Below are 21,789 nucleotides of genomic sequence, written 5' to 3'. Positions count from 1 at the left end.
TCGGATCCCGCGGTCGCCGGAAGGTGACGCGCGCGTGTGAAAGCGGCATGGACTTGCCGGAAATGGCCTTTGCGGGCTGGCGGTGGTCCGCCGGTTCCGGGGGCACGGCGAGTTTTGGCGGCGGGCCGCCCTCTGGGTGGGCGCAGGTGGCGGCGCGCCGCTTGCGAAGGGGGCTTTGCATTGCCGCCGCGGGACCCCATCTTAGGGCCAAGACCAAAGACCGGAGGATTCCATGGCGACATACGAACGCAATCCCGACGTGATCGCGGCGCTCGACGCCGAGCAGTACCGCGTCACGCAGGAGAATGGCACCGAGCGGCCGGGCACCGGCAAGTATCTCGACAACAAGGCGCCCGGCATCTACGTGGACATCGTTTCAGGCGAGCCGCTCTTCGCGTCGTCCGACAAATACGAGAGCGGCTGCGGCTGGCCGAGCTTCACCAAGCCCATCGAGCCCGCCCATGTCGCCGAGCTGCGCGACACCACCCACGGCATGATCCGCACCGAGGTGCGCTCGGCGCATGGCGACTCGCATCTGGGACACGTGTTCCCGGACGGGCCAGTGGACCGTGGCGGGCTGCGCTACTGCATCAACTCCGCCTCGCTGCGCTTCGTGCCGCGCGAGGACATGGAGGCCGAGGGATACGGCGCCTACCTTGATCAAGTGGAGGACGTGGCATGAGCACTGAACGCGCAGTTCTCGCAGGCGGCTGTTTCTGGGGCATGCAGGATCTGATCCGCAAGCTGCCCGGGGTCGAGGCCACCCGCGTCGGCTATACCGGCGGCGATGTGCCCAACGCCACCTATCGCAACCACGGCACCCATGCCGAGGGCATCGAAATTCTCTTCGATCCCGAAAAGATCAGCTACCGGCGGATCCTCGAGTTCTTCTTCCAGATCCACGATCCGACCACGCTCAACCGGCAGGGGAATGACCTTGGCATGAGCTACCGCTCGGCAATCTATTACGTCGACGAGATGCAGAAGGCCGAGGCGCTGGAGACGATCGCCGATGTCGACGCCTCGGGGATCTGGCCCGGCAAGGTGGTGACCGAGGTCGAGCCGGTCGGCGACTTCTGGGAAGCCGAGGCAGAACACCAGGACTACCTCGTGCGCTATCCCGGCGGCTATACCTGCCACTTCCCGCGCCCCGACTGGGTGCTGCCGCGCCGCAATGCGGCGGAGTGAGGCAGGGTTTGTAACTCTTGCGGAAGCGGCGCGGCGCAGGCCGCGCCGCCTCTCGATCTCTCGGAAGGGAACCGTCAAAGTGGCGCCCGCGTTTGCCCAAAGTTCGCCAGCCTCAAAGGAGCTCCCCGCATGAGCAGCGCCGCCGCGCCCGAGACCGACGCCGGGTCCTCCACCGATCGTCCGGTTGGCGAGATCGTCGACCGCCTGCAGGATGCCGCGCAGGGACCGCGCGTGTCGCTGCGCGACATGGTGGAGAGCTTCGGCGAAAGCTCGTTCATCCCCGCGCTGATGGTGCCAGCGCTGCTTGTCGTCTCGCCGCTGTCTGGGATCCCGTTGTTCTCGACCTTCTGCGGGTTGCTCATCGCGTTCATCTCGGCGCAGATGCTGATCTCACGCCGCCACCTTTGGCTGCCGGACTTCCTCATGAAACGCAATTTCGACGGCTCGAAGGCGCGCGATGGGCTGGGCAAGCTGCGGGGATTGGGCGACTGGCTCGACCGACACGCGCGCAGCCGGTTGCGACTGATGACCGCCGGGCCGATGCGCAAGCTGCTTCAGGCGGTGTGTCTGCTCTGCGGGCTTGCCATGCCCTTTCTCGAGCTGGTGCCGTTTTCCTCGTCGATCCTCGGGCTGACGGTGCTTTGCTTTGCGACGGCGCTTCTTGTGCGTGACGGGCTCTTTGCCACAATCGGCTGCGTGACGCTGGCGGCGGCGGTGGTGGTGCCATTGATGATCACCGGTGTGATCTGAGGGTGATCTGAGGCGACCTTGGCTCAGCCGGTCACTGCGCCGTTGAAAATGGCGATGATCACAATCGCGGCGACGACCAGCCCCACGAAAAGAAGCACGGCCCGACGCCCCGTGCGGCGGGTTTCGGGCGTCTCGGGAAGCTGGACCGGGCGGTCCGTGGCCCCGGCGTCGCCGGGGCCCGCGCGGGTGTCGTGAGGATGGGCGACGTCATGCGCGCGCTCGTCGCGGCTGTCGGCTGTCATCTCGGCCTCCTTGCGGACTGATGTCTCTCACTTGGAGCCAACGCCCCGCGCGGCGGCGGGTTCCGCCTGCTGGGGTGTGCGCGGCGGCCATTCCGGCGTGCGTTCCCAGCCTGACTCGCCAAAGGTGTAGTGCCGCCGCTCGGCCTCGACGAAATGGTTCTCGCGGGCGATCATCCGGCAAATGTTGGCGCTGTGGCTTTCGAGATCGAGGATGGCGAAATCGTTCTCCTGTCCCCGCAGCCGGGTCGAGAGCCCGGTGCCCACGTGCACTTGCAGCACCTGCGCGCCGTGCTTGCGCGACAGGAAGGGCTCTGTCCGCCAGCGGTGCAGGTGCCCCGAGAGCACGAGATGGGCGCCGCATTCCGACAGCCGCTCGATGGCCTGGTCGGCATCGCGCATCAGCGATTTCTCGACATCCGGGTCCTGTTCGAAGGGGTGGTGGGCGAGCACCACGTTGAGCCCCTCGCTCTCTGCGAAGACCCGGCAGGCATGACGCATCTGCAGCCAACGGATCTTGCCGCGCTGCCAGCGAAAGCGGTCGACGGTGTTGAAGCCGACCACGGTCAACCCCGGCAGGTGCTTCACCGGCATCATCTCTTCGGTGATGAAGCGGCGGTAGCGGCGGTAGGGGCGTACGAAGCGCAGCCAAAGGTTGTCGAGAGACACGTCGTGGTTGCCCGGCACCGCCATCCAGGGCGCCTGCAGCTTGCGCAGGAAGGCGCGGGCGTCGCGGTACTGGCTGCGGCGGGCGCGCTGGGTGAAATCGCCGGTGACGGCCACGAGATCGGGCTTGGCGCCGTTCACCGACCGCAGCAGCGGGTCGAGAAGCTCGGGCGCGGTGCGGCCGAAGTGCAGATCTGACAGGTGGATAATCCGGGTCATGCCGGCAGTGCCTTTCCGAGGGTGGCGTCCGCGGGTCTTTCGAGCTCCGGTTCTTCGCGCGCCGGGACGTTCTCCGCCGGGACCATCACGCGCAGCGGCTCGGACCGGCGGCGGAAGCGGATCGGGGTCTGCATCAGCTCCTTCTCGCCGTCGCGGGCCACCAGCGCTTTGGGCCTGTCTGCATGCAGGGTGATCTCGCGCCCGGTGACGAAGCCGAATTCCTCGCCCTTCTGCGCCTTGCCGATGGCGAGGCGGAAGGAGGCGCGCACCAGATCCCAGCGGCTGGCCCCCTTGGAGGTGAAGAGGACGAACTCGCCGTTGCGGATCGCATCGGCCCCGTCGAGATTGAACTGCTCGAGCTGGTAGGCGCTGTTGGCGACGAAGGCGAGGGGGGTGCGCATCTCGGAACTGTGGCCGTCCACCTCCACCCGAAGGCGCAGGGGGTGGCGGAACCCGGCGAGCGCCAGGACCACCGACCAGTAGGCAGCGATGCGCGAGCGGCCCCAGCGCTGGTAGACGCCCTCTCGGGTGCGCAGGATCAGCGGGTAGATCCCGAGGCTGGCATTGTTGAGGAACACCTCGCCGTTGACCTCGCCGAGGCTGATCTCTCGCAGGCGGCCGGTTGCGAGCACGCGCACCGCCCCCTCGGGCTCTTCGGGGATATCGAGGCCACGGGCGAAATAGTTGAAGGTGCCCTGCGGGATCACCCCCATCGGCACGCCTGCCTCATGCGCGGCGGCGGCCACCGCGCCGATCGTGCCGTCGCCGCCCGCGGCGACGATCATCGCGCAGCCGTTGCCCGCAGCTTTGCGCGCGGTGTCGAGGATCGGCTTGTCGGGGGTGAGGCCGATCAGCTCGACCTCGAGCCCGTTCTGCTCGAAAAGCTCCGTCAGCTTCTCGCGGCGGCTCTGCTTGTCGGGGTGATCCCCGGAGTGCTCATTGAGGATGACACAGATCTTGCGATTGTCGGTCACGGGGGCGCTCTCCATTGGGGTTCACCGGATCAACGCGCGCAAGTGCGGGCGGTTCCGCTGGTGAGGCCCGCATCGGCGTCGCAAATTTGCCCTCCTTCGGGCAACCAGCGGATTGACGCCGCGTTGGCTTATGCGCAGGTTGCGCAGATGCAGAACGCCTCCTCCCCGCCTGACCCCGCGCCGCAATCTGCGGCTTATGCCGCGCGCAAGGAGCGCGTGCACCTGCGTCACGTCGGGCTGCGCGGCTGGCTGCATGCCCTGTGGCGGACCTGGCTGCGGATGGACGAGCGCAATCTCGGGCTGATCGCGGCGGGCGTGGCCTTTTACGCCTTCCTGTCGATCTTCCCGGCGATGGCGGCGGTGATTGCCATCTGGGGCTACTGGGCCGATCCCATCGCCATCGCCGAGCAGATGGAGCTGCTCACCGAGGTCATTCCCGAAACCGCCTTCCAGCTCATCGACGCGCAGATCACCCAGCTGATCTCGACCAACCGCTCGACGCTGCAATGGGCCTCCATCGCCTCGATCGTGGTGGCGATCTGGACGGCGCGGGCCTCGGTGGCGGCGCTGATCCGCGGGCTAAACACGGTGACCGAGGCGCCGCATCGCACCAACCCGGTGCGCCGCGTGCTGGTGGCCTACGGAATGACCGCCGTGCTTGTGCTGGTGGCGCTCTTGGCCTTCGCGGCGGTGGTCGTGGTTCCTGCGGGCATGGCCTTCCTGCACCTGCCGGCGGGGGTCGAGATCGCGGTCGAGGGGACGAAATGGATCGTGCTGCTGTGCGTCGTCTACTTGGCCGTCGCGTTGGTCTATCGCTTCGGGCCGAACCGGCGCCGCGCGCGGATGCCCTGGCTGACGCCGGGTGCGGCGCTTGCGGTGATCGCCTGGGCCATCGGCTCCTTTGCCCTGGCCAGTTACGTGCGCAACTTCGACCGGCTGAACGAGGTCTACGGCTCGCTCGGGGCGGTGGTGGCGCTGTTGCTGTGGTTCTACGTCAGCGCGCTGGTGACGCTGCTCGGCGCGCAGCTCAACATCGAGCTGGCGCAGGTGCTCCTGGGGCGCCGCAGCGCGGGAAAGGACGCGGCGAAGGCAGCATCGGAGCAGGCCACGGAAGGTTCTGAAAAAATGTGACGAATTGCGGGAACCAATGTCCCGCCCCGGTGTTTGAAGCTCAAGGACGCACCATTTGTCCTGTCCCTGATCCCGGGTTGCACCCTGTCCCGACTTCCCTCAGTGGCCCGGATCGTTGCAAGGCTCCACCTTTTCCCCGAGGTGGAGCCTTTTCTTTTTCGGCGGTGGCGCAATCTGCGGCGCGGTGGCGCTGATGGCGCGGACCGAGCCAACGAGCATGAAAGCGTGGTGCTGTTGCCGGGCTGACGCCGGGCTTTAGGGGCTGGGTGCGGCGCTCGCCAGGGCCGCGGCGCCGAGGGCGCTCTCCATGTCGGCCACGGCGGCGATCAGCGGGGTCTGGGGCACCACGGTGAACCCGTCCGAGGCGCGGCTGAGATCCTCGATGGTCACCAGCACCGCGGTCAGCACCAGCGAGAAGACCAGCGTCCGCCAGCTCAGTCGGCGGCCCTGCAGTGCCGCGCGGTTGCCGATGATGAAAACCCCGGAGCCGGCGGCGAAGGTCAGCAGCATCCAGATGCCCGATGTGATCGACTTCGAGGCGGCGGCGACGCGGCGGCTGTGCGCGTCGAGCACCTCGGTGATGCCGCCGGCCACATAGGTGGCGACAGGGGCGGGAACCTCGGGCGTCAGCGCCGCCATGGTGGCGGGCCAGAGCGCCGCCTGCGCCTCGGTACTGCGCGCCACGAAGGCATCGATGTTCTCGCGGGTGGGACGGTAGCCTTGCGGCACGACGCGGGTGCGCGCGTAGCCCAGCAGCGCCTGCTGCAGCGGCCGACCCTCGGCCTCGGGCAGCAGATCGGCGCGCAGAAAGGCGGTGCCGAGTGCTGCCGCCTCCTCGACCACCGCCGAAACGCTGGCCTCGCGCCAGTTCAGCACGGCGCTGAAGGTGAAGCCGAGCAGCAGCCCCAGCAACGCCAGCAGCGCGCCGAGAGAAGCCTCGCCCGGCATCTTGCCCTCGGCATAGCTCGACGGATTCCGCCGGAGCTCGTGGCTACCGAAGCGGAACCCGGCAAAGGCGCAGGCGGGCAATGCGAGCAGGAAGATGAGGAGGATCAGCCCGAAGGGGATCGAATGGGATGCGATGGACACCGGAAATACGCGCCTCCTGAAAACCGCGCAGGGTCCTTCGAGTCGCAAGTGCCGGGACTCCGAGAGCTATCCTGCCCGGACAATGATCCTCTATCCGGGCGTTTTCGCAAAGAGTTTCTTGTGTCACGCGCGGGGACGGGCGCGGTCCCGCGGCGGGGGCGCCGCGCCTCAGGCGGCGCGGCGGGCGGGCGGAGCCTTGCGCCCCTCGCCGATGATGTCGAAGAGGTGCAGCACGATCACCGTGGTCGGAATGGCGACGATGCCGCCGAGCGGCCCCCAGAGCCAGAGCCAGAAAACCAGCGAGACGAAGATCAAGAAGGGGTTGATCTGGATGTGCTTGCCCACCAGTCCGGGGGTGACGAACTGTGCTTCGCACATGTTGAAAAACAGGTAGATCGCGGCCGGGGCAAAGCTCATCAGCCCGTCGAAGGCCACCAGCCCGTTGAGCAGCAGCCCCGCCACCATGGCGGCCGGCCCGACGTAGAGCACGTAGTTCAGCAGCGCCGCGGCGATGCCCCAGATCGGCGCGGCAGGCATGCCGATCGCCATCAGCCCGCCGGTCACCGCGAAGCCAAGACCGATATTGATCAGCGAGATGGTGGCGAAATAGCGCGCGACAGAGCGTTCGGCGGCGCAGAAGCGCTCGAGAATAGACGCGGTGGTGGTGTTGTCGCCGATGCGGTGGGCCATCCAGTTGTAGATGCCCCAGCGGGTCAGAAGGAAGAAAAACAACCCGCCGAAGAAGACCAGCGCCTGTGCCACGATGACCGGCGCGAGATAGAGCGCATCGGTGACGCTGGGCATGGCTGACCCTTCCTCGGCCTTCTTCTGCGCCGCGCCAAGCGCCTGTTCGACTTCGTCGATACCGCGGATCAGGTCGCGGTACTCGAAGAGGAATTTGCGGATCTCGTATTTCACCGTGGGGATGCGGTTGATGGCGGCGGTGACATAGGGCTCGGCGAGGAAAGCAAGCGAGGCAAAAAGAAAAAAGATCAGCACGATCAGGAAGATCGCCGCGAGCCCGCGCGGCATCTTGATCCGCTCCAGCCGGTCGGCAAGGGGCGAGAAGATGATGCCGACGATCACCGCGAGCATCAGCGGGGCGAAGATGTCCTGGGCGAGCTTGAGGCAGACCAGCAGGGCCAGCCCCGCAAGGATCGCGACGCTGACGCGCAGCACGGGGTCGGCGGTGGGGGTGCGGTTCATGAACTGGGCAGTCTCAAATGAGGGATCATGGCCCTCAACTTCGAAATGCGGAATTCGTTCCCGGCCCCGCGCGCCGCGCCGCCCCGATTTTGTGACAGGCGGGCGGAGCGCCCCGCCCCCCTTTCTTCCAGGTTCGGATATCCCGGGAACCGTGGCAGGGCCTCGGCGCGCCCGGCCGACGTTCTATTCCGCTGCGCGGGACAGCGTGTAGCGGTTGCCGGGCTCCGAGATGCCGAGGTTTCCGCGCAGGGTGCCGGCCTCATACTCCTCGCGGAACAGCCCGCGACGGCGAAGCTCTGGAACCACGAGGCGGGTGAAATCCTCGAGAGAGCTGGGCAGCGTCGGGAACATCAGGATGAAGCCGTCGGCGGCGCGGGTCTCGAACCATTCCTGCATGAAGTCGGCGATCTGCACGGGCGTGCCGGTCAGCCCGTTGCCGGTGTGGCGGCGGGCGTAATGGGTGATCAGCTCGCGCATGGTGTGGCCCTGGGTGACGAATTCCTTCAGCTCGTCGAAGAGCGCCTTCGAGCCCTTGGCCTTCTGCGGCATCCGCTCCATCGGGAAGGGTCTGTCGAGATCGACGCCACGCAGGTCCGCCTCGAGGAACTCCTGCAGCATCAGCAGGCCGACGTCTGGGTGCATGAGATCTACCAGCTGCTGCGCCTTGGCCTCGGCCTCTGCCTCGGTCTCGCCGACGTTGATGACGATGCCGGGCATGATCTTCAGGTCGTCCTCGTGCCGCCCGTATTTGGCCATGCGACCTTTGACATTGGCATAGAAGGCGCGGTTCTTCTCGATGTTCGAGGCCAGCGAGAAAACCATCTCGGCGGTGCGGGCGGCGAGCTCCATGCCGGGCTCGGAGCCGCCGGCCTGAGCGATCACCGGGCGGCCCTGCGGGGTGCGCGCGATGTTCAGCGGGCCGCGCACCTGGAAGTGCTTGCCGTTGTGGTTCAGCTCGTGGAGCTTGTGCTGGTCGTGGTAGATGCCGCTGTCGCGGTCGAGCAGCAGCGCATCCGGCTCGTAGCTGTCCCAGAGACCGAAAACGACGTCGACGAATTCCTCGCAGCGCTCGTAGCGCTCGGCATGCGGCGGCAGCCCCTCGCGGTTGTAGTTGTAGCCGGTCTCGTCGTGGTCCGAGGTCACCACGTTCCAGCACATCCGTCCGCCCGACATGTGGTCGGCCGAGGCGAAGAGCCGCGCGATGTTGTAGGGCTCGTAGTAGGAAGTCGAGGCGGTGGCGACGAAGCCGAGCTTCTCGGTGTGCTGCGACAGCGCGGTGATCGCGGTGATCGGCTCGAAACGGTTCATCTTGGTGGGCTGCCGGGCGAGGGCGGCGGGATCGCCGATGGCCGCCGCCGGGCTGTCGGCGAAGAACATGAAGTCGAGCTTGGCCGCCTCGGAGATCTGCGCGACCTTCTTGAGGTGCGTGAGGTCATTGGCGCCATGCACATCGCTTCCCGGATGCAGCCAGGCCGCCGGGTGGAAGCCGAATGTATAGACGAAGGTACCGAGTTTGAGCTGGTCGGGGCGCGACATGGGGAGTCCTCTGGCGGGCGAAAGATGCAGCGAGGATGTCTCTTGGCGGGGCGTTGGACAAGCGGGCCGGGGCTGCGCATTGGTTTAGTTTTTCTAAAGTGAACGCGGTGACGTCAATACCGACCCGCCCGACTTCTCTAACGCCTGTTGGGTGGGCACTGCGGCGCCCGCAGGATGGTTTTCCCGACGCCTCGATTGACAGAACTTCAATTGTATAGACATAAAGACCCAACGACCGGGAGAATCGATATGACAAAGCAACAGGTGCTGCGCGGCGGAACCCTAGTGACGCTGGAGGGGGACAAGGGCTACGGGCTGCTCGAGGGCGGTTCCGTGGCGATCGACGGCGACACCATCGTCTGGGTCGGTCCCATGGCCGACCTGGCCGACACCTTTGCCGACTGGGCGGTTACCGAGCTCGAGGGCCGTCTGGTGACGCCCGCGCTGACCGACTGCCACACCCACCTCGTCTACGGCGGCTCGCGCGCCCGCGAATTCGAGATGCGCCTCGAGGGGGCCAGCTACGAAGAGATTGCCCGCGCCGGCGGCGGCATCGCCTCGACCGTAAAGCACACCCGCGCGGCGGACGAGGGCGTGCTGATCGCGCAATCGCTGCCGCGGCTCGATGCGCTGCTCGCCGAGGGGGTGACGACCGTCGAGATCAAGTCTGGCTACGGGCTCGACCGTGACACCGAACTGCGCCTGCTGCGCGTCGCCCGCAAGCTTGCCGAGCTGCGCCCGGTCAACGTGGTGACCACCTTCCTCGGGGCCCATGCGCTGCCGCCGGAGTGGACGGGGACCAAGGCCGAGTACATCGAAAAGGTCTGCCTGCCGACCCTGCGTGCCGCCCATGCCGAAGGGCTGGTGGATGCGGTCGACGGCTTCTGCGAAGGCATCGCCTTTTCCGCCGCCGAGTTGGAGCCGGTCTTTGCCGAGGCGCAAAGGCTCGGGCTGCCGGTCAAGCTGCACGCCGAGCAGCTCTCGCATCAGGGCGGCATCCAGCTTGCCGCCAAGTATGGCGCGCTCTCGGCCGATCACGTGGAATATGCCACCGAGGCCGATGCCGAGGCGATGGCTGCGGCCGGGATGATTGCCGTGCTGCTGCCCGGTGCCTTCTACGCGATCCACGAGACGCAGGCGCCGCCCGTCGCTTCCTTCCGCAAGTACAATGTGCCCATGGCGCTCTCGACCGACGCCAACCCCGGCACCTCGCCGCTGACCTCGCTCTTGCTGGCCATGAACATGGGCTGCACGCTCTTTCGCATGACGCCGGAAGAGGCACTGCGCGGGGTGACGGTGAACGCCGCCAAGGCGCTGGGCTTCAGTGACCGGGGCCGGATCGTCGCGGGCCAGCGCGCCGATCTCAACATCTGGAACACGGGCAGCCCGGCAGAGCTGTCCTATCGCATCGGGTTCAACCCGCTCCACGCCCGCATTTTCGGAGGCCAAGCATGATCCTCACCCCCGGCGCCGCCACGCTGGCGCAGCTCGAACAGCTCTGGCGAAGCGATGCGCCGGCCCGTCTCGATGACGCGGCGCGCCCGGGCATCGCCGCCTCGGCCAAGGTTGTCGCCGATGCCGCCGCCGGGTCCGAGGCGATCTACGGCGTCAACACCGGCTTCGGCAAGCTCGCCTCGATCAAGATCGCGCCCGAGGACACGGCGACGCTGCAGCGCAACCTGATCCTGTCGCATTGCTGCGGCGTCGGCGAGCCGCTGCCCCGCGCCACCACGCGCCTGATGATGGCGTTGAAGCTGCTCAGCCTCGGCCGTGGCGCTTCTGGCGTGCAGGTGCAGACCGTCGATCTGCTGGAAGCGATGCTCGAGAAGGGGGTTACCCCGGTGGTGCCGTGCCAAGGCTCCGTCGGTGCCTCGGGTGATCTCGCGCCACTGGCCCATATGACCGCCGTGCTGCTGGGGGCAGGGCAGGCGGAATTTGGCGGCGAGGTTCTGCACGGCGCCGAGGCGCTGGCCAAGGCCGGGCTGGAACCGGTGGTGCTGGGGCCGAAGGAAGGTCTCGCGCTCATTAACGGCACGCAGTTCTCGACCGCGCTGGCGCTGGTTGGGCTGTTCGAGGGCTGGCGCAATGCGCAGACCTCGATCGTCACCGCCAGCCTCACCACCGACGCGATCATGGGCTCCACCGCGCCCACCCGCGCCGAGATCCACACGCTGCGCGGCCATCGCGGCCAGATCGAGGTCGCGGCGGGCATCCGCGACCTGATGGAAGGCTCGGAGATCCGCGAGAGCCACCGGATTGGCGACACCCGCGTGCAGGACCCCTATTGCATCCGCTGCCAGCCGCAGGTGGCGGGCGCGGCCATCGACCTTCTGCGCTACGCCGCGACCACGCTCGAGATCGAGGCCAACGCGGTGACCGACAACCCGCTGGTGCTGGGGCCGGGGCAGATCGTGTCGGGCGGCAACTTCCACGCCGAGCCGGTGGCCTTTGCCGCCGACCAGATCGCGCTGGCGCTGTCGGAGATCGGCGCCATCGCGCAGCGCCGCGTCGCGCTGATGGTCGATCCGGCGATGAACCACGACCTGCCGCCCTTCCTGACGCCCGCGCCAGGCCTGAATTCGGGCTACATGATCGCCGAGGTGACCACCGCCGCGCTGATGTCCGAGAACAAGCACCTCGCCAACCCCTGCTCGACCGACAGCACGCCCACCTCGGCCAACCAAGAGGACCATGTGTCGATGGCCGCCCACGGCGCGCGCCGCCTTGGTCTGATGAACCGCAACCTGTCGGTGATCCTCGGGGTCGAGGCGCTCTGCGCCGCGCAGGGTGTGGATTTCCGCGCGCCGCTGAAGACCTCGCAGCGCCTCGCGCGGGTGGTGGGCAAGATCCGCGAGCATGTCGCGCCGCTAGAGAATGACCGCTACCTCGCGCCCGACCTCGAAAAGGGTGCCGCGCTGGTGCGTTCGGGGGAGCTGCTGGCCGCCGCAGGACTGGAGGAAGCGCTGTGAGAAACGAGCCCGTCACCGTCACCCGGGGCGATGGCCCCGTCGTCCTTGGCCTGCCGCACACCGGCACCTACCTGCCGGACGAGATCTTCCGCAAGCTCACCCCGCGCGGGCAGGAGCTGAGCGATACCGACTGGCACATCCACAGGCTCTACGAGGGGCTGCTGCCGGGCGCCACCACGGTGCGCGCCACCTTCCACCGCTATGTGATCGACGCCAACCGTCCGCCGGATGGCGCGAGCCTCTACCCGGGGCAGAACACCACCGGGCTGGTGCCGCTCACCGATTTCGATGGCACGCCGATCTGGACCGAGGAGCCGGACGAGGCCGAGATCGCCGCCCGCCGCGACGCCTTCCACGCGCCCTACCACGCCGCGCTGATGGCCGAGCTAGAGCGGGTGCGGGCGAAACATGGGGTGGCGATCCTCTACGATTGCCACTCGATCCGCTCGCACATCCCCTTCCTCTTCGACGGCAAGCTGCCCGACTTCAACATCGGCACCGGCAAGGGCACGACTTGCGATCCGGCGATCGAGGCCGCCGTGGCCGAGGTCTGCGGCGCCGCCGAGGGCTACACCTCCACGCTGAACGGCCGCTTCAAGGGCGGCTGGACGACGCGCCACTATGGCCGCCCCGTGGAAGGCCTTCACGCCATCCAGATGGAACTGGCGCAGGACACCCACCTCGAAGCCGAGGTGGCCCCCTATGCCTATGACGAGAGCAAGGCCGCCAAGCTGCGGGTCCACCTTGCCGAGCTGCTGCAGCGGATCGAGGCGCTCGCGCCCGCGCTTGCCAAGTAACCCTGCCCACCGAGGAGTCCCCCGATGACCAACCCCCGTCACAACCAGCGCGACGTCTTCCCCGCGACCGGCACCGAGATCACCGCGAAAAGCTGGCTCACCGAAGCGCCGATGCGGATGCTGATGAACAACTTGCATCCGGACGTCGCCGAGAACCCGCACGAGCTGGTGGTCTACGGCGGCATCGGTCGCGCCGCCCGCACATGGGAGGATTTCGACCGCATCGTTTCATCGCTGAAGAACCTCGAAGAGGACGAGACGCTGCTGGTGCAGTCGGGCAAACCGGTCGGCGTGTTTCGCACCCATCCCGACGCACCGAGGGTGCTGATCGCCAACTCGAACCTCGTGCCGCATTGGGCGAACTGGGACCACTTCAACGAACTCGATAAGAAGGGTCTGGCGATGTACGGCCAGATGACCGCGGGCTCGTGGATTTACATCGGTGCGCAGGGCATCGTGCAGGGCACCTACGAGACCTTCGTCGAGGCGGGACGCCAGCACTACGAGGGCAACCTCAAGGGCAAGTGGATCCTCACCGGCGGTCTTGGCGGCATGGGCGGCGCGCAGCCGCTGGCGGCGGTCATGGCCGGGGCCTGTTGCCTCGCCGTGGAATGCGACGAGACCCGCGCCGACTTCCGCATCCGCACGCGCTACTGCGACGAGAAGACCCACTCGCTGGATGAAGCGCTGGCGATGATCGAGCGCTGGACCAAGGCGGGCGAGGCCAAGTCGGTGGCGCTGATCGCCAATGCCGCCGATGTCTTCCCCGAGCTGGTGCGCCGCATGCAGGCGGGCGAGCCTCTGCCCAACGGCCGCCCCGACATCGTGACCGACCAGACTTCGGCGCATGACCCGGTGCACGGCTACCTGCCCAAGGGCTGGAGCGTCGCCGAATGGCGCGAGAAGCAGGAGAGCGACCCCAAGGCTGTCACCAAGGCCGCCAAGGCGTCGATGCGTGAGCATGTCGCGGCGATGGTCGATTTCTGGAACGCCGGGGTGCCGACGCTGGATTACGGCAACAACATCCGCCAGATGGCGCTGGAGGAGGGGCTCGAAGACGCCTTCGCCTTCCCCGGTTTCGTGCCCGCCTACATCCGCCCGCTGTTCTGCCGCGGCGTCGGCCCGTTCCGCTGGGCGGCGCTTTCGGGCGACCCCGAGGACATCTACAAGACCGACCAGAAGGTGAAGGAGCTGATCGACGATCCGCATCTGCACAACTGGCTCGACATGGCGCGCGAGCGTATCGCCTTCCAGGGCCTTCCGGCGCGGATCTGCTGGGTCGGCCTTGGCCTGCGCCACAAGCTGGGCCTCGCGTTCAACGAAATGGTGCGCAACGGCGAGCTGAAAGCACCGATCGTCATCGGTCGGGACCACCTCGACTCCGGGTCGGTGGCCTCGCCGAACCGCGAGACGGAAGCCATGAAGGACGGCTCGGATGCGGTCTCGGACTGGCCGCTGCTGAACGCGCTGCTCAACACCGCTTCGGGCGCGACCTGGGTGTCGCTGCACCACGGCGGCGGCGTCGGCATGGGCTTCTCGCAGCACTCCGGCATGGTGATCTGCTGCGACGGCACCGAGGCGGCGGACAAGCGTCTCGCCCGCGTCCTCTGGAATGACCCGGCGACAGGCGTTATGCGGCACGCGGATGCGGGCTACGAGATCGCCCTCGACTGCGCCCGCGAGCATCAACTCAACCTGCCGGGGATCCTGGGGTGACACATCAGACCGCTTTCGCCGCCCTTGAAGCTGCCTTTCCGGGCCGGATCGAGCGCGGCGAGGCGGTCCGCGCCCAGCATGGGGCAGGGGACAGCTGGCATCCGGCGGCCCTGCCCGACGCGGTCTTCATGGCGCAGAGCACCGAGGAGGTGGCGCGGGCCGTCAGGCTCTGCGCCGGCCATGGCTGCCCGATCGTGCCCTTTGGCGCGGGCAGCTGCATCGAGGGGCAGGTGAACGCCACGCAGGGCGGGCTCTGCATCGACCTGTCCCAGATGAACAAGCTGCTGCGCGTCAGCCCCGAGGACATGGATTGCACCGTGCAGGCCGGGCTCACCCGGCAGGCGCTGAACGAGGAGCTGCGGGCGACCGGCCTCTTCCTTCCCATCGACATCGGCGCGCATGCGACGCTGGGCGGCATGGCCTCGACCCGGGCCTCCGGCACGATGACCGTGCGCCATGGCACCATGGCGGATCTGGTGATGGGGCTGACCGTGGTGCTGCCGGACGGGCAGATCATCCGGACCGGCGGGCGGGCGCGGAAATCCTCGTCGGGCTATGACCTCACGCATCTCTTTATCGGCGCCGAGGGCACGCTGGGGATCATCACCGAGCTCACGCTGCGTCTTTCAGGTATTCCCGAGGCGGCGAAGGCCGGGCTCTACAGCTTCCCCAGCATCGAGGCGGCGACGCAGACCGTGGTCGAGGCGCTGCAGTTCGGGCTCTGCCTGAACCGCATCGAGCTGATGGACGCGCTGCAGGTCCGGGCGATCAACGCCTACAACAAGACCGAGCTGCCCGAGCAGCCGACGCTGCTTGTCGATCTCGCAGGCTCCGAGCAACAGGTCGACACCGACCGTGACACCTTCGACGCGTTGGCGTCGGAGAATGGTGCAGAGCTGCACCCGGTGAACACGCCCGAGGACTACAGCAAGGTCTGGGCGCTGCGCCATTCGGCGCTCTATGCCGCGCGGGGGCTGCGGCCCGGCTGCAAGTCGCTCTCGACCGATGTCTGCGTCCCGGTCTCGGAATTGCCCCGCATCCTTGCCGAGACTGCTGCGGACCTCGATGCAGAGCGGATCATCGCGCCGATGCACGGCCACGTGGGGGACGGCAACTTCCACCTCGTGATGCTCTTCGACGAGGGCGACGCCGAGGAGAAGGCGCGGGTGCAGGCCGCACATGCCCGGCTGGTCGAACGCGCCATCGCCATGGGCGGCACCGCCACCGGCGAGCATGGCGTGGGTCTGGGCAAGAAGAGCTACATGGAGGCCGAGCACGGCGCGGCACTGGAGTTGATGAAACTGCTCAAGCGCGCGGTGGATCCGGCGAATCTGATGAACCCGGGCAAGATCTTCGATCTGTGACCTCGGCTGACCTTTGGGTATGCGCCTGTTTTTTGGGCGAATGCCCTTGCCTGTCACAAACCCGCATGCAAAGGGCCAAAGGCAGGGATTGACATACGGGACAGGCGTGGTCCCTTTTGTCTAGTCAAAATCGGAACCCGGCCCGAGGGATGGCAGGGACCGACAACAGGGAGACTACTGGATATGCGCAACAAAGTCATCTCCGCGCTCGCGGGCGCCGCGCTTCTGATGGGCGGGGCCGCCGCGGCCCAGGCGCAGGACGCGCTGGCACGCATCAAGGAAGCCGGCGTCATGAAGGTCGGCACCGAGACCGCCTTTGCCCCCTTCGACTACATCGACGCAGGCGATCACGTGGGTCTCAACATGGATGTCTTCGCCGCCATCGGTGAAGAGCTGGGTGTCGAGATCGAGTGGATCACCCTCGACTGGGCCGGCGTCCTGCCGGGCCTCGAAGCGGGCCAGTTCGACATGGTCGCCGGCCCCGCCACCATCACCAAGGCCCGCATGGAGCGCTATCGCTTCACGCCGCCGATCGCCGAGGCCACCGTTGCCCTGCTGAAGTCGGCCAAGGACGATTCGATCACCAAGCCCGAGGACATCGCCGGCAAGACCATCGGGTCGGGCCACGCCACCGCGCAGCTTGCCCAACTCGAAGAGTTCGGCGCGACGCTCGACCCGGCGCCCGAAACGAAGGACTACGTGTCGTTCAACGAGGCCTACGCCGACCTCGCGGCGGGCCGCATCGCCGGTGTCGCCAACTCGCTGCCGAACATCGCCTTCGTGGCGCAGCAGCGCCCCGAGATCTTCGAGGTGGTCGCGCCCTTCGGCACCAAGACCTACTTCGGCTTCCCGGGCCTGAAGGACGACGACCACGCCTCGCTGATGGATGCCATCGATGCCGCCATCCTGAAGATGAAGGAAGACGGCCGCCTCGGCGAGTTCCAGCAAAAGTGGTTCGGCCAGACCTTCGACACGCCCGACGCGGTGACCGAGCCCAACATCTAAGACCATCCCTGCCGGTCCGTTCACCCGGGCCGGCCCTTTCGGCCTGGCCGGCGGAGGGTCACGCGACCGCCGCCGGCATTTTTCTCCCCGCAACAGACGCCAAGCCCGAGGCCCTTCCCGGAATATGAGCTGGAAACTCTTCAACCTGCTGCTCGAGGCCTCGCTGATGACGATCTTCGTCAGCACGGTCTCGATCCTGATCGGCCTTGTTCTGGCGATCCTGCTGTCGGCGGCGAACCTCTCGGGCATCCGCCCGCTGCAGTGGTTCTCGAAATTCTTCATTTCCTTCTTCCGCGGCACGCCGCTGCTGGTGCAGCTCTTGCTGCTCTACAACCTGCTGCCGGTGATCGGCGTGCAGATCCCCTCGCTGGTCGTGGCGATCATCGGCCTGTCGATCTGCACGGCCGCCTACCAGGCCGAGAACCTGCGCGGCGGCTTCGAGGGGGTGCCAACGGGCCTTGTGGAAAGCGCCGACATGGCGGGCTTCAGCCCGGTGCAGACCTTCTGGCACATCCGCGTGCCGATCGCCCTGCGGCTGACCCTTCCGGCGCTGATCAACGAGGCGATCCTGATCCTCAAGGCGTCCTCGCTGGTGTCGGTCGTCGGGCTGATCGAGCTGACGCGCATGGCGCAGAACCTCGTCGCCTCGACCTTCATGCCGCTGGAGATCTACGCCAGCGCCGGGCTCATCTACCTGGTGATCAACCTCGTGGTAGCCACGGCGGGCCGCCAGCTTGAACGCCGCCTGCCGGGCGTGGGGAGCAAGTGATGGGCTTTGATTTCAACGTCATCCTGTCCAAGCAGGACGCGCTGCTCTCGGGCATCGCCATGACGATCTTCGTCTGGGTTGTCGGTACCCTCGCCGGGGCGGTGCTCGGCTTTGTCGTCGCCACAGCGCGGCGCTACGGCGGCACGCTGGTCGACAAGGCGCTGACCGTGCCGATCGAGATCATCCGCGGCACGCCCTTCCTGGTGCAGCTCTTCCTGCTCTACTTCGGCGGCCCCTACATCGGCCTGTCGCTCGATGCGCTGCCCGCGGGCCTCCTGGCGCTGAGCATCTACGGGGCCGCCTATTTCGCCGAGATTTTCCGGGCCGGCTACCAGTCGGTGCCGCCGGGCCACGTCGAGGCGGCCGAATGCCTCGGCTTCACCCGCATCCAGATCATCCGCAACATCCTGCTGCCCGAGATGGCGTTGCTGGTGATCCCGCCCTCGGTCAACATGGCGATCATCCTGTTGAAGGAGACGGCGCTGCTCTCGCTCATCACGGTTCCCGAGATGACGATGACCGCCAGCGCCATCGGCTCGCAGGAATATGCCTTCGTCGAGGCCATGGTGCTGATCGCGCTCGTCTACTGGGTGCTGGTCGAACTGGCGGGCGTGCTGGGGCGCTTCGCTGAAAAGAAACTCTCAAGATACAGGCTGGCCAAGGCATGAGCGACAACGCGATCTCCGTTCAGCAACTGGTGAAACGCTTCGGCACGACCACCGTGCTCGACGACATCTCGCTGGAAATCCCGCGCGGGCAGGTGTCCTGCCTGATCGGGCCCTCGGGCTCGGGCAAGTCGACGCTGCTGCGCTGCATGGCCTTCCTCGAGGAAGCCACCGACGGCTCGATCTTCATCGAGGGCAGCCCGCTCGGCTTCGTCTACGACGGTGCCGGCAAGCGCCAGCGCCAGTCGGCGACCGAGCTGCGCAAGGTGCGCTCGCAGATCGGCATGGTGTTCCAGCAGTTCAACCTGTGGCCGCATATGACCGCGCTCGGCAATGTCTCCGCCGCGCTGCGCCGGGTGCGCAAGATGGGCAAGGCCGAGGCCGAGGAAAAGGCCATGGTGCAGCTGCGCAAGGTTGGGCTGGAGAACCGGGCCGGGCATTACCCGAGCCAGCTTTCCGGCGGCCAGCAGCAGCGCGTCGCCATTGCCCGCTCGCTGGCGCTGGAGCCGAAGATCATGCTGTTCGACGAGCCGACATCGGCGCTCGACCCCGAACTCACTGGCGAGGTGCTGAACGTGATGCGCGGCCTTGCCTCCGAGGGCATGACGATGGTCGTGGTCACCCATGAGATCGGCTTTGCCGCCACCGTCGGCAACCAGATCAGCTTCCTCGACCATGGCAAGCTGCTGTTCACCGATGCCCCCTCGAAGGTCTTTGCCAAGCCGCGCCATCCGCGCCTCGAGCAGTTCCTCGACACCTACCTCGACCGCGGCGCCTCGACGCTGGTCTGACAGGAGGCGGCATGAGCAAGGAGAGCGCCCCCAGATCCTCGCTGCACGAGCGCATCCGCGGCGATCTGGAAGGCAAGATCCTCTCTGGGGCCTGGCCGCCCGGGCACCGCATTCCGACCGAGCAGGAGCTGCGGACGGAATACGGCTGCTCGCGGATGACCGTGAACAAGGTGATGACCCAGCTCGCCAACGCGGGTCTGGTGCTGAGGCGGCGCAAGACGGGCTCGATCGTGATGCCGCAGCAGAGCCAGAACGCTGTTCTGGAAATCAAGGACATCAAGGACGAGGTCACCGCCCGGGGCGGCGCCTACCGCCACGAGATCGTCGAGCGGGTGCTGCGCCGGGCGGCGCCCGTTGAGGCCGGGGAGCTTGGCATCGAGGAGCGCAGCGAGGTGCTCGCGCTCACCTGCCTGCATTATGCCGACGAGGCGCCCTTCTGTCTCGAGGACCGGGTGATCAACCTCGAGGTGGCGCCCGCCGCGCGCGACGAGAGCTTCGCCGAGCTGGCGCCGGGCGTCTGGCTGCTTCGGCACATCCCTTGGAGCGAGGCCGAGCACACCATCGCCGCCGTCGGCGCCTCGGCGCGGGTGGCAAAGCTGCTCGATCTTTCGGCGGGCACGCCGTGCCTGGTGATGGAGCGCCGCACCTGGCGGCAGGGCGAGACGGTGACCGAGGTCCGGCTGACCTACCCGGGCGCCGCCAACCGGCTCAGCGCGCGTTTTACCCCCTCGGCGACCTGAGCGGGCTCAGCGGGGGCGGGTGCCGTCGAGAAAGAGCGCGATGGCGCGGTCGCGCCGTGTCGCGCGCACCTCGGGCGAGGAGCAATAGCGCTGCGGGTCCAGCAGCTTGTGGATGCCGTTGCCAAAGGCCATGTCCATCAGCATCTCGGCCGCGGCGTCGCAATCTTCGAGCTTCAACGCGAGCTCGCCGGTCTCGACCGCCTCGGAGAGCTCCCGCGCGATATGGTTGCGCAGCGACAGCGCGCCGGTCTCGAGAATGCTGCAGGCCAGCTTGGGGTAGGTCGGCGCCGAGGTGATTACCGCGCGCAGCAGCTCCAGCGGAGCTTCGTTGAGGCTTGGCTCCTCGTTCAGCGTCAGCAGGTGGCGCAGCCGCTCTTCCAGCGGCGCACCGTCGTTCCGGCTGTCGCGGCTGCGAAAGATGCGCTGGCCGATGCGGGCGAAACAGGCCCCGAGCAACGCCTCGCGGCTGTCGAACATCGTGTAGATCGTGCGCTTGGACATCTGCACCTGCCGCGCGATGGCGGCGACCGAGGCATCCTCCAGACCGCGCTCCGCGATCATCTGCGTGGCGGCGGCCAGCACCATCTCTTCCCGGGTTCTTTGGTCCATCTGCACCGGCCGTCCACGGCGGCGCGGGGCGCTCTGAGTGTCGTCGGGCTCGGAAGAATCGGTCATTGGTGTCCTTAGGTCACAGGGCAGTATCGAAATCGCAACGCTGGTACATCTGGGCGCTTTACAAAACCTATGAGTTTCCTTATCGCGATTCACGACTTGCGTGCAAGATGTACGTTATTGATGTTACCGGAGCCCTCCCATGCCGATCCGACCCGCCTCCGCCTTGCTGCGGCCTCTCGCCTTGGCAACCGCCGTGATGTTTTCCCCTGCCGTCTCCGCTCAGGAACAGGGGCAGCGGCCCCCGCAACCTGTCACCGTGGTGACGCTGCAATCCTCCGATGTGACGCTGACCACCAAGCTGCCAGGCCGAGTGCAGGCCTCCGGCGTGGCCGAGGTGCGTCCGCAGGTGAGCGGCATCATCAACGAGCGGCTTTTCGAAGAGGGCACCACGGTCAACCGCGGCGACCCGCTCTACCGCATCGATCCGGCCACCTACGAGGCGGCGAAGGCTTCGGCGGAGGCCGGTCTTGCGCAGGCGCAGGCCACGCTGGCCTCGGCGGAGCGCGAGTTGAAGCGGCAGCAGGAACTGCGCGACCGCTCGGTGACCAGCCAACAGACCCTGGATGACGCCATGGCCGCGCGCGACGTCGCCGAAGCGGCGGTGAAGGTCGCCGAGGCACAGGTGCTGTCCTCCGACATCGACCTCGAGCGCACCACCATCCGCGCCCCGCTGTCGGGGGTCGTCGGGCTGTCGGACGCCACGCAGGGGGCGCTGGTCACCGCCAGCCAGGCCACCCCGCTGACCACCATCCGCTCGATCGACACGGTGAACGTCGACGTGACGCAATCCGCCGCCGAGATGCTGCGCTGGCGGCGCAGCGGTCAGGCCGCCGCGCGTGAGAGCGAGGCCGAGGTGAGCCTGCGCCTCGCTGATGGCGAGCTCTACGAGCACACCGGCCGTCTTGCCGCCGCCGAGCCGCATGTGAACGAGCAGACCGGCGTTGTCGTGCTGCGCCTCGAGTTCCCCAACCCCGACCATTTCCTGCTGCCCGGCATGTACGTGCAGGTCGAACTGCCGCAAGGCTCGGTCTACGGCGCCGTGCTTGTGCCGCAGGAAGGCGTGACCCGCGACCGCCGCGGCCGCCCCATGTCGATGGTGGTGAACGGCGAGAACGTGATCGAAACCCGGCAGCTGACCATCGAGAGCGACCAGGGCAACCAGTGGGTGGTGAGCGAGGGGCTGCAGCCCGGGGACCGCGTGGTCGTTGCGGGTCTTCAGAAGATCGCCGAGGGCCAGACCGTGGCACCGGAAGAGCGGGCCGCGCCCGCCGACGCAACCGCCGCGGCCTCCGAGTAAGCC

22 protein-coding genes are annotated in these 21,789 nt (G+C 67.4%); 15 read left to right on the top strand and 7 right to left on the bottom strand.

Annotated features, from left to right (window positions below; all coding sequences use genetic code 11):
- The first annotated feature begins 232 nt into the window (after nt 1-232).
- From msrB to G0Q01_RS04305, 3 genes are all read left to right on the top strand, one after another.
- A complete protein-coding gene (gene msrB / locus G0Q01_RS04315) occupies nt 233-682 on the top strand; it encodes a peptide-methionine (R)-S-oxide reductase MsrB (RefSeq protein WP_164190669.1) in 450 nt (149 codons plus the stop codon).
- On the top strand, nt 679-1,188 hold the full coding sequence (gene msrA / locus G0Q01_RS04310) for a peptide-methionine (S)-S-oxide reductase MsrA (RefSeq protein WP_164190659.1): 510 nt from the start codon (nt 679-681) through the stop codon (nt 1,186-1,188). The genes msrB and msrA overlap by 4 nt, the downstream gene beginning before the upstream one ends.
- A gap of 129 nt (nt 1,189-1,317) precedes the next feature.
- Complete coding sequence (locus G0Q01_RS04305) at nt 1,318-1,938, top strand: exopolysaccharide biosynthesis protein (protein ID WP_108968045.1); 621 nt, start codon at nt 1,318-1,320, stop codon at nt 1,936-1,938.
- Nucleotides 1,939-1,961: 23 nt separating this feature from the next.
- Here the strand turns inward: G0Q01_RS04305 and G0Q01_RS04300 are convergent, their stop codons facing one another.
- From G0Q01_RS04300 to G0Q01_RS04290, 3 genes are read right to left on the bottom strand one after another with little or no spacing between them, the layout of a single operon-like run.
- Nucleotides 1,962-2,180 (bottom strand): hypothetical protein, encoded by a 219-nt coding sequence (locus tag G0Q01_RS04300; RefSeq protein WP_164190657.1) that lies wholly within the window; start codon nt 2,178-2,180, stop codon nt 1,962-1,964.
- Nucleotides 2,181-2,207: 27 nt separating this feature from the next.
- Nucleotides 2,208-3,062, bottom strand: coding sequence for a metallophosphoesterase (locus tag G0Q01_RS04295; RefSeq protein WP_108968042.1), 855 nt, complete (start codon nt 3,060-3,062; stop codon nt 2,208-2,210).
- Nucleotides 3,059-4,051, bottom strand: a complete 993-nt coding sequence (locus G0Q01_RS04290) for a diacylglycerol kinase family protein (protein ID WP_164190655.1) — start codon at nt 4,049-4,051, stop codon at nt 3,059-3,061. Before G0Q01_RS04290 ends, G0Q01_RS04295 begins: the two co-directional genes overlap by 4 nt.
- A 132-nt stretch (nt 4,052-4,183) precedes the next feature.
- Between G0Q01_RS04290 and G0Q01_RS04285 the strand changes: the two genes are divergently transcribed.
- On the top strand, nt 4,184-5,167 hold the full coding sequence (locus tag G0Q01_RS04285) for a YihY/virulence factor BrkB family protein (protein ID WP_164190653.1): 984 nt from the start codon (nt 4,184-4,186) through the stop codon (nt 5,165-5,167).
- 255 nt (nt 5,168-5,422) lie between these two features.
- Here G0Q01_RS04285 and G0Q01_RS04280 read toward each other — a convergent pair whose 3' ends face one another.
- The 3 genes from G0Q01_RS04280 to G0Q01_RS04270 all read right to left on the bottom strand — a co-directional run bounded on the left by G0Q01_RS04280 (nt 5,423) and on the right by G0Q01_RS04270 (nt 8,998).
- The gene (locus G0Q01_RS04280; protein ID WP_164190651.1) at nt 5,423-6,256 is read right to left on the bottom strand and encodes a hypothetical protein; all 834 of its coding nucleotides are present in this window, start codon (nt 6,254-6,256) and stop codon (nt 5,423-5,425) included.
- 168 nt (nt 6,257-6,424) lie between these two features.
- Nucleotides 6,425-7,462 (bottom strand): AI-2E family transporter, encoded by a 1,038-nt coding sequence (locus G0Q01_RS04275; RefSeq protein WP_108968036.1) that lies wholly within the window; start codon nt 7,460-7,462, stop codon nt 6,425-6,427.
- Between the two features lie 183 nt (nt 7,463-7,645).
- On the bottom strand, nt 7,646-8,998 hold the full coding sequence (locus G0Q01_RS04270) for an LLM class flavin-dependent oxidoreductase (protein ID WP_164190649.1): 1,353 nt from the start codon (nt 8,996-8,998) through the stop codon (nt 7,646-7,648).
- A gap of 249 nt (nt 8,999-9,247) precedes the next feature.
- On the opposite strand from G0Q01_RS04270, the gene hutI reads away from it, so the two are divergent.
- From hutI to hutC, 10 genes are all read left to right on the top strand, one after another.
- On the top strand, nt 9,248-10,453 hold the full coding sequence (gene hutI / locus G0Q01_RS04265) for an imidazolonepropionase (RefSeq protein WP_164190646.1): 1,206 nt from the start codon (nt 9,248-9,250) through the stop codon (nt 10,451-10,453).
- Nucleotides 10,450-11,967 carry a histidine ammonia-lyase gene (hutH, locus tag G0Q01_RS04260; RefSeq protein ID WP_164190644.1) on the top strand — a complete coding sequence of 506 codons (1,518 nt, stop codon included), beginning with the start codon at nt 10,450-10,452 and terminating at the stop codon, nt 11,965-11,967. The genes hutI and hutH overlap by 4 nt, the downstream gene beginning before the upstream one ends.
- Entirely contained in the window at nt 11,964-12,764 is an 801-nt protein-coding gene (hutG, locus tag G0Q01_RS04255) for an N-formylglutamate deformylase (protein ID WP_164190642.1), read from the top strand. Before hutH ends, hutG begins: the two co-directional genes overlap by 4 nt.
- 24 nt (nt 12,765-12,788) lie before the next feature.
- Nucleotides 12,789-14,480, top strand: coding sequence for a urocanate hydratase (hutU, locus tag G0Q01_RS04250; RefSeq protein ID WP_164190640.1), 1,692 nt, complete (start codon nt 12,789-12,791; stop codon nt 14,478-14,480).
- Nucleotides 14,477-15,844: an FAD-linked oxidase C-terminal domain-containing protein gene (locus tag G0Q01_RS04245; protein WP_164190638.1), complete on the top strand. Its 1,368-nt coding sequence runs from the start codon at nt 14,477-14,479 to the stop codon at nt 15,842-15,844. Before hutU ends, G0Q01_RS04245 begins: the two co-directional genes overlap by 4 nt.
- Nucleotides 15,845-16,027: 183 nt before the next feature.
- A complete protein-coding gene (locus tag G0Q01_RS04240) occupies nt 16,028-16,849 on the top strand; it encodes a transporter substrate-binding domain-containing protein (protein ID WP_108968022.1) in 822 nt (273 codons plus the stop codon).
- 124 nt (nt 16,850-16,973) lie between these two features.
- Entirely contained in the window at nt 16,974-17,618 is a 645-nt protein-coding gene (locus G0Q01_RS04235; protein WP_164190635.1) for an amino acid ABC transporter permease, read from the top strand.
- Entirely contained in the window at nt 17,618-18,286 is a 669-nt protein-coding gene (locus G0Q01_RS04230) for an amino acid ABC transporter permease (protein WP_164190633.1), read from the top strand. The genes G0Q01_RS04235 and G0Q01_RS04230 overlap by 1 nt, the downstream gene beginning before the upstream one ends.
- On the top strand, nt 18,283-19,074 hold the full coding sequence (locus G0Q01_RS04225; protein ID WP_164190631.1) for an amino acid ABC transporter ATP-binding protein: 792 nt from the start codon (nt 18,283-18,285) through the stop codon (nt 19,072-19,074). The genes G0Q01_RS04230 and G0Q01_RS04225 overlap by 4 nt, the downstream gene beginning before the upstream one ends.
- 11 nt (nt 19,075-19,085) lie before the next feature.
- The gene (hutC, locus tag G0Q01_RS04220; RefSeq protein ID WP_164190629.1) at nt 19,086-19,814 is read left to right on the top strand and encodes a histidine utilization repressor; all 729 of its coding nucleotides are present in this window, start codon (nt 19,086-19,088) and stop codon (nt 19,812-19,814) included.
- A gap of 6 nt (nt 19,815-19,820) precedes the next feature.
- On the opposite strand, the gene G0Q01_RS04215 is transcribed toward hutC, so the two are convergent.
- Nucleotides 19,821-20,489, bottom strand: a complete 669-nt coding sequence (locus tag G0Q01_RS04215) for a TetR/AcrR family transcriptional regulator (protein WP_164190626.1) — start codon at nt 20,487-20,489, stop codon at nt 19,821-19,823.
- A gap of 139 nt (nt 20,490-20,628) precedes the next feature.
- On the opposite strand from G0Q01_RS04215, the gene G0Q01_RS04210 reads away from it, so the two are divergent.
- Nucleotides 20,629-21,786 carry an efflux RND transporter periplasmic adaptor subunit gene (locus G0Q01_RS04210; RefSeq protein WP_108968008.1) on the top strand — a complete coding sequence of 386 codons (1,158 nt, stop codon included), beginning with the start codon at nt 20,629-20,631 and terminating at the stop codon, nt 21,784-21,786.
- The last annotated feature ends 3 nt before the right edge of the window (nt 21,787-21,789 follow it).

Source organism: Salipiger sp. PrR007, from assembly GCF_010499845.1.
GTDB classification, from domain to species: Bacteria; Pseudomonadota; Alphaproteobacteria; order Rhodobacterales; family Rhodobacteraceae; genus Salipiger; species Salipiger pacificus_A.
This window is presented reverse-complemented; position numbering and strand designations above follow the sequence as displayed.

What these genes read in the sequence shown, in the direction of transcription:
- G0Q01_RS04230 (WP_164190633.1), top strand. Translation starts at nt 17,618, where the DNA reads ATGGGCTTTGATTTCAACGTCATCCTGTCCAAGCAGGACGCGCTGCTC.
- hutC (WP_164190629.1), top strand. Translation starts at nt 19,086, where the DNA reads ATGAGCAAGGAGAGCGCCCCCAGATCCTCGCTGCACGAGCGCATCCGC.
- G0Q01_RS04285 (WP_164190653.1), top strand. Translation starts at nt 4,184, where the DNA reads ATGCAGAACGCCTCCTCCCCGCCTGACCCCGCGCCGCAATCTGCGGCT.
- G0Q01_RS04300 (WP_164190657.1), bottom strand. Translation starts at nt 2,180, where the DNA reads ATGACAGCCGACAGCCGCGACGAGCGCGCGCATGACGTCGCCCATCCT.
- G0Q01_RS04225 (WP_164190631.1), top strand. Translation starts at nt 18,283, where the DNA reads ATGAGCGACAACGCGATCTCCGTTCAGCAACTGGTGAAACGCTTCGGC.
- G0Q01_RS04210 (WP_108968008.1), top strand. Translation starts at nt 20,629, where the DNA reads ATGCCGATCCGACCCGCCTCCGCCTTGCTGCGGCCTCTCGCCTTGGCA.
- G0Q01_RS04290 (WP_164190655.1), bottom strand. Translation starts at nt 4,051, where the DNA reads ATGGAGAGCGCCCCCGTGACCGACAATCGCAAGATCTGTGTCATCCTC.
- hutH (WP_164190644.1), top strand. Translation starts at nt 10,450, where the DNA reads ATGATCCTCACCCCCGGCGCCGCCACGCTGGCGCAGCTCGAACAGCTC.
- G0Q01_RS04305 (WP_108968045.1), top strand. Translation starts at nt 1,318, where the DNA reads ATGAGCAGCGCCGCCGCGCCCGAGACCGACGCCGGGTCCTCCACCGAT.
- G0Q01_RS04295 (WP_108968042.1), bottom strand. Translation starts at nt 3,062, where the DNA reads ATGACCCGGATTATCCACCTGTCAGATCTGCACTTCGGCCGCACCGCG.
- G0Q01_RS04275 (WP_108968036.1), bottom strand. Translation starts at nt 7,462, where the DNA reads ATGAACCGCACCCCCACCGCCGACCCCGTGCTGCGCGTCAGCGTCGCG.
- G0Q01_RS04215 (WP_164190626.1), bottom strand. Translation starts at nt 20,489, where the DNA reads ATGACCGATTCTTCCGAGCCCGACGACACTCAGAGCGCCCCGCGCCGC.
- hutI (WP_164190646.1), top strand. Translation starts at nt 9,248, where the DNA reads ATGACAAAGCAACAGGTGCTGCGCGGCGGAACCCTAGTGACGCTGGAG.
- hutU (WP_164190640.1), top strand. Translation starts at nt 12,789, where the DNA reads ATGACCAACCCCCGTCACAACCAGCGCGACGTCTTCCCCGCGACCGGC.
- G0Q01_RS04270 (WP_164190649.1), bottom strand. Translation starts at nt 8,998, where the DNA reads ATGTCGCGCCCCGACCAGCTCAAACTCGGTACCTTCGTCTATACATTC.
- msrB (WP_164190669.1), top strand. Translation starts at nt 233, where the DNA reads ATGGCGACATACGAACGCAATCCCGACGTGATCGCGGCGCTCGACGCC.
- G0Q01_RS04240 (WP_108968022.1), top strand. Translation starts at nt 16,028, where the DNA reads ATGCGCAACAAAGTCATCTCCGCGCTCGCGGGCGCCGCGCTTCTGATG.
- G0Q01_RS04235 (WP_164190635.1), top strand. Translation starts at nt 16,974, where the DNA reads ATGAGCTGGAAACTCTTCAACCTGCTGCTCGAGGCCTCGCTGATGACG.
- msrA (WP_164190659.1), top strand. Translation starts at nt 679, where the DNA reads ATGAGCACTGAACGCGCAGTTCTCGCAGGCGGCTGTTTCTGGGGCATG.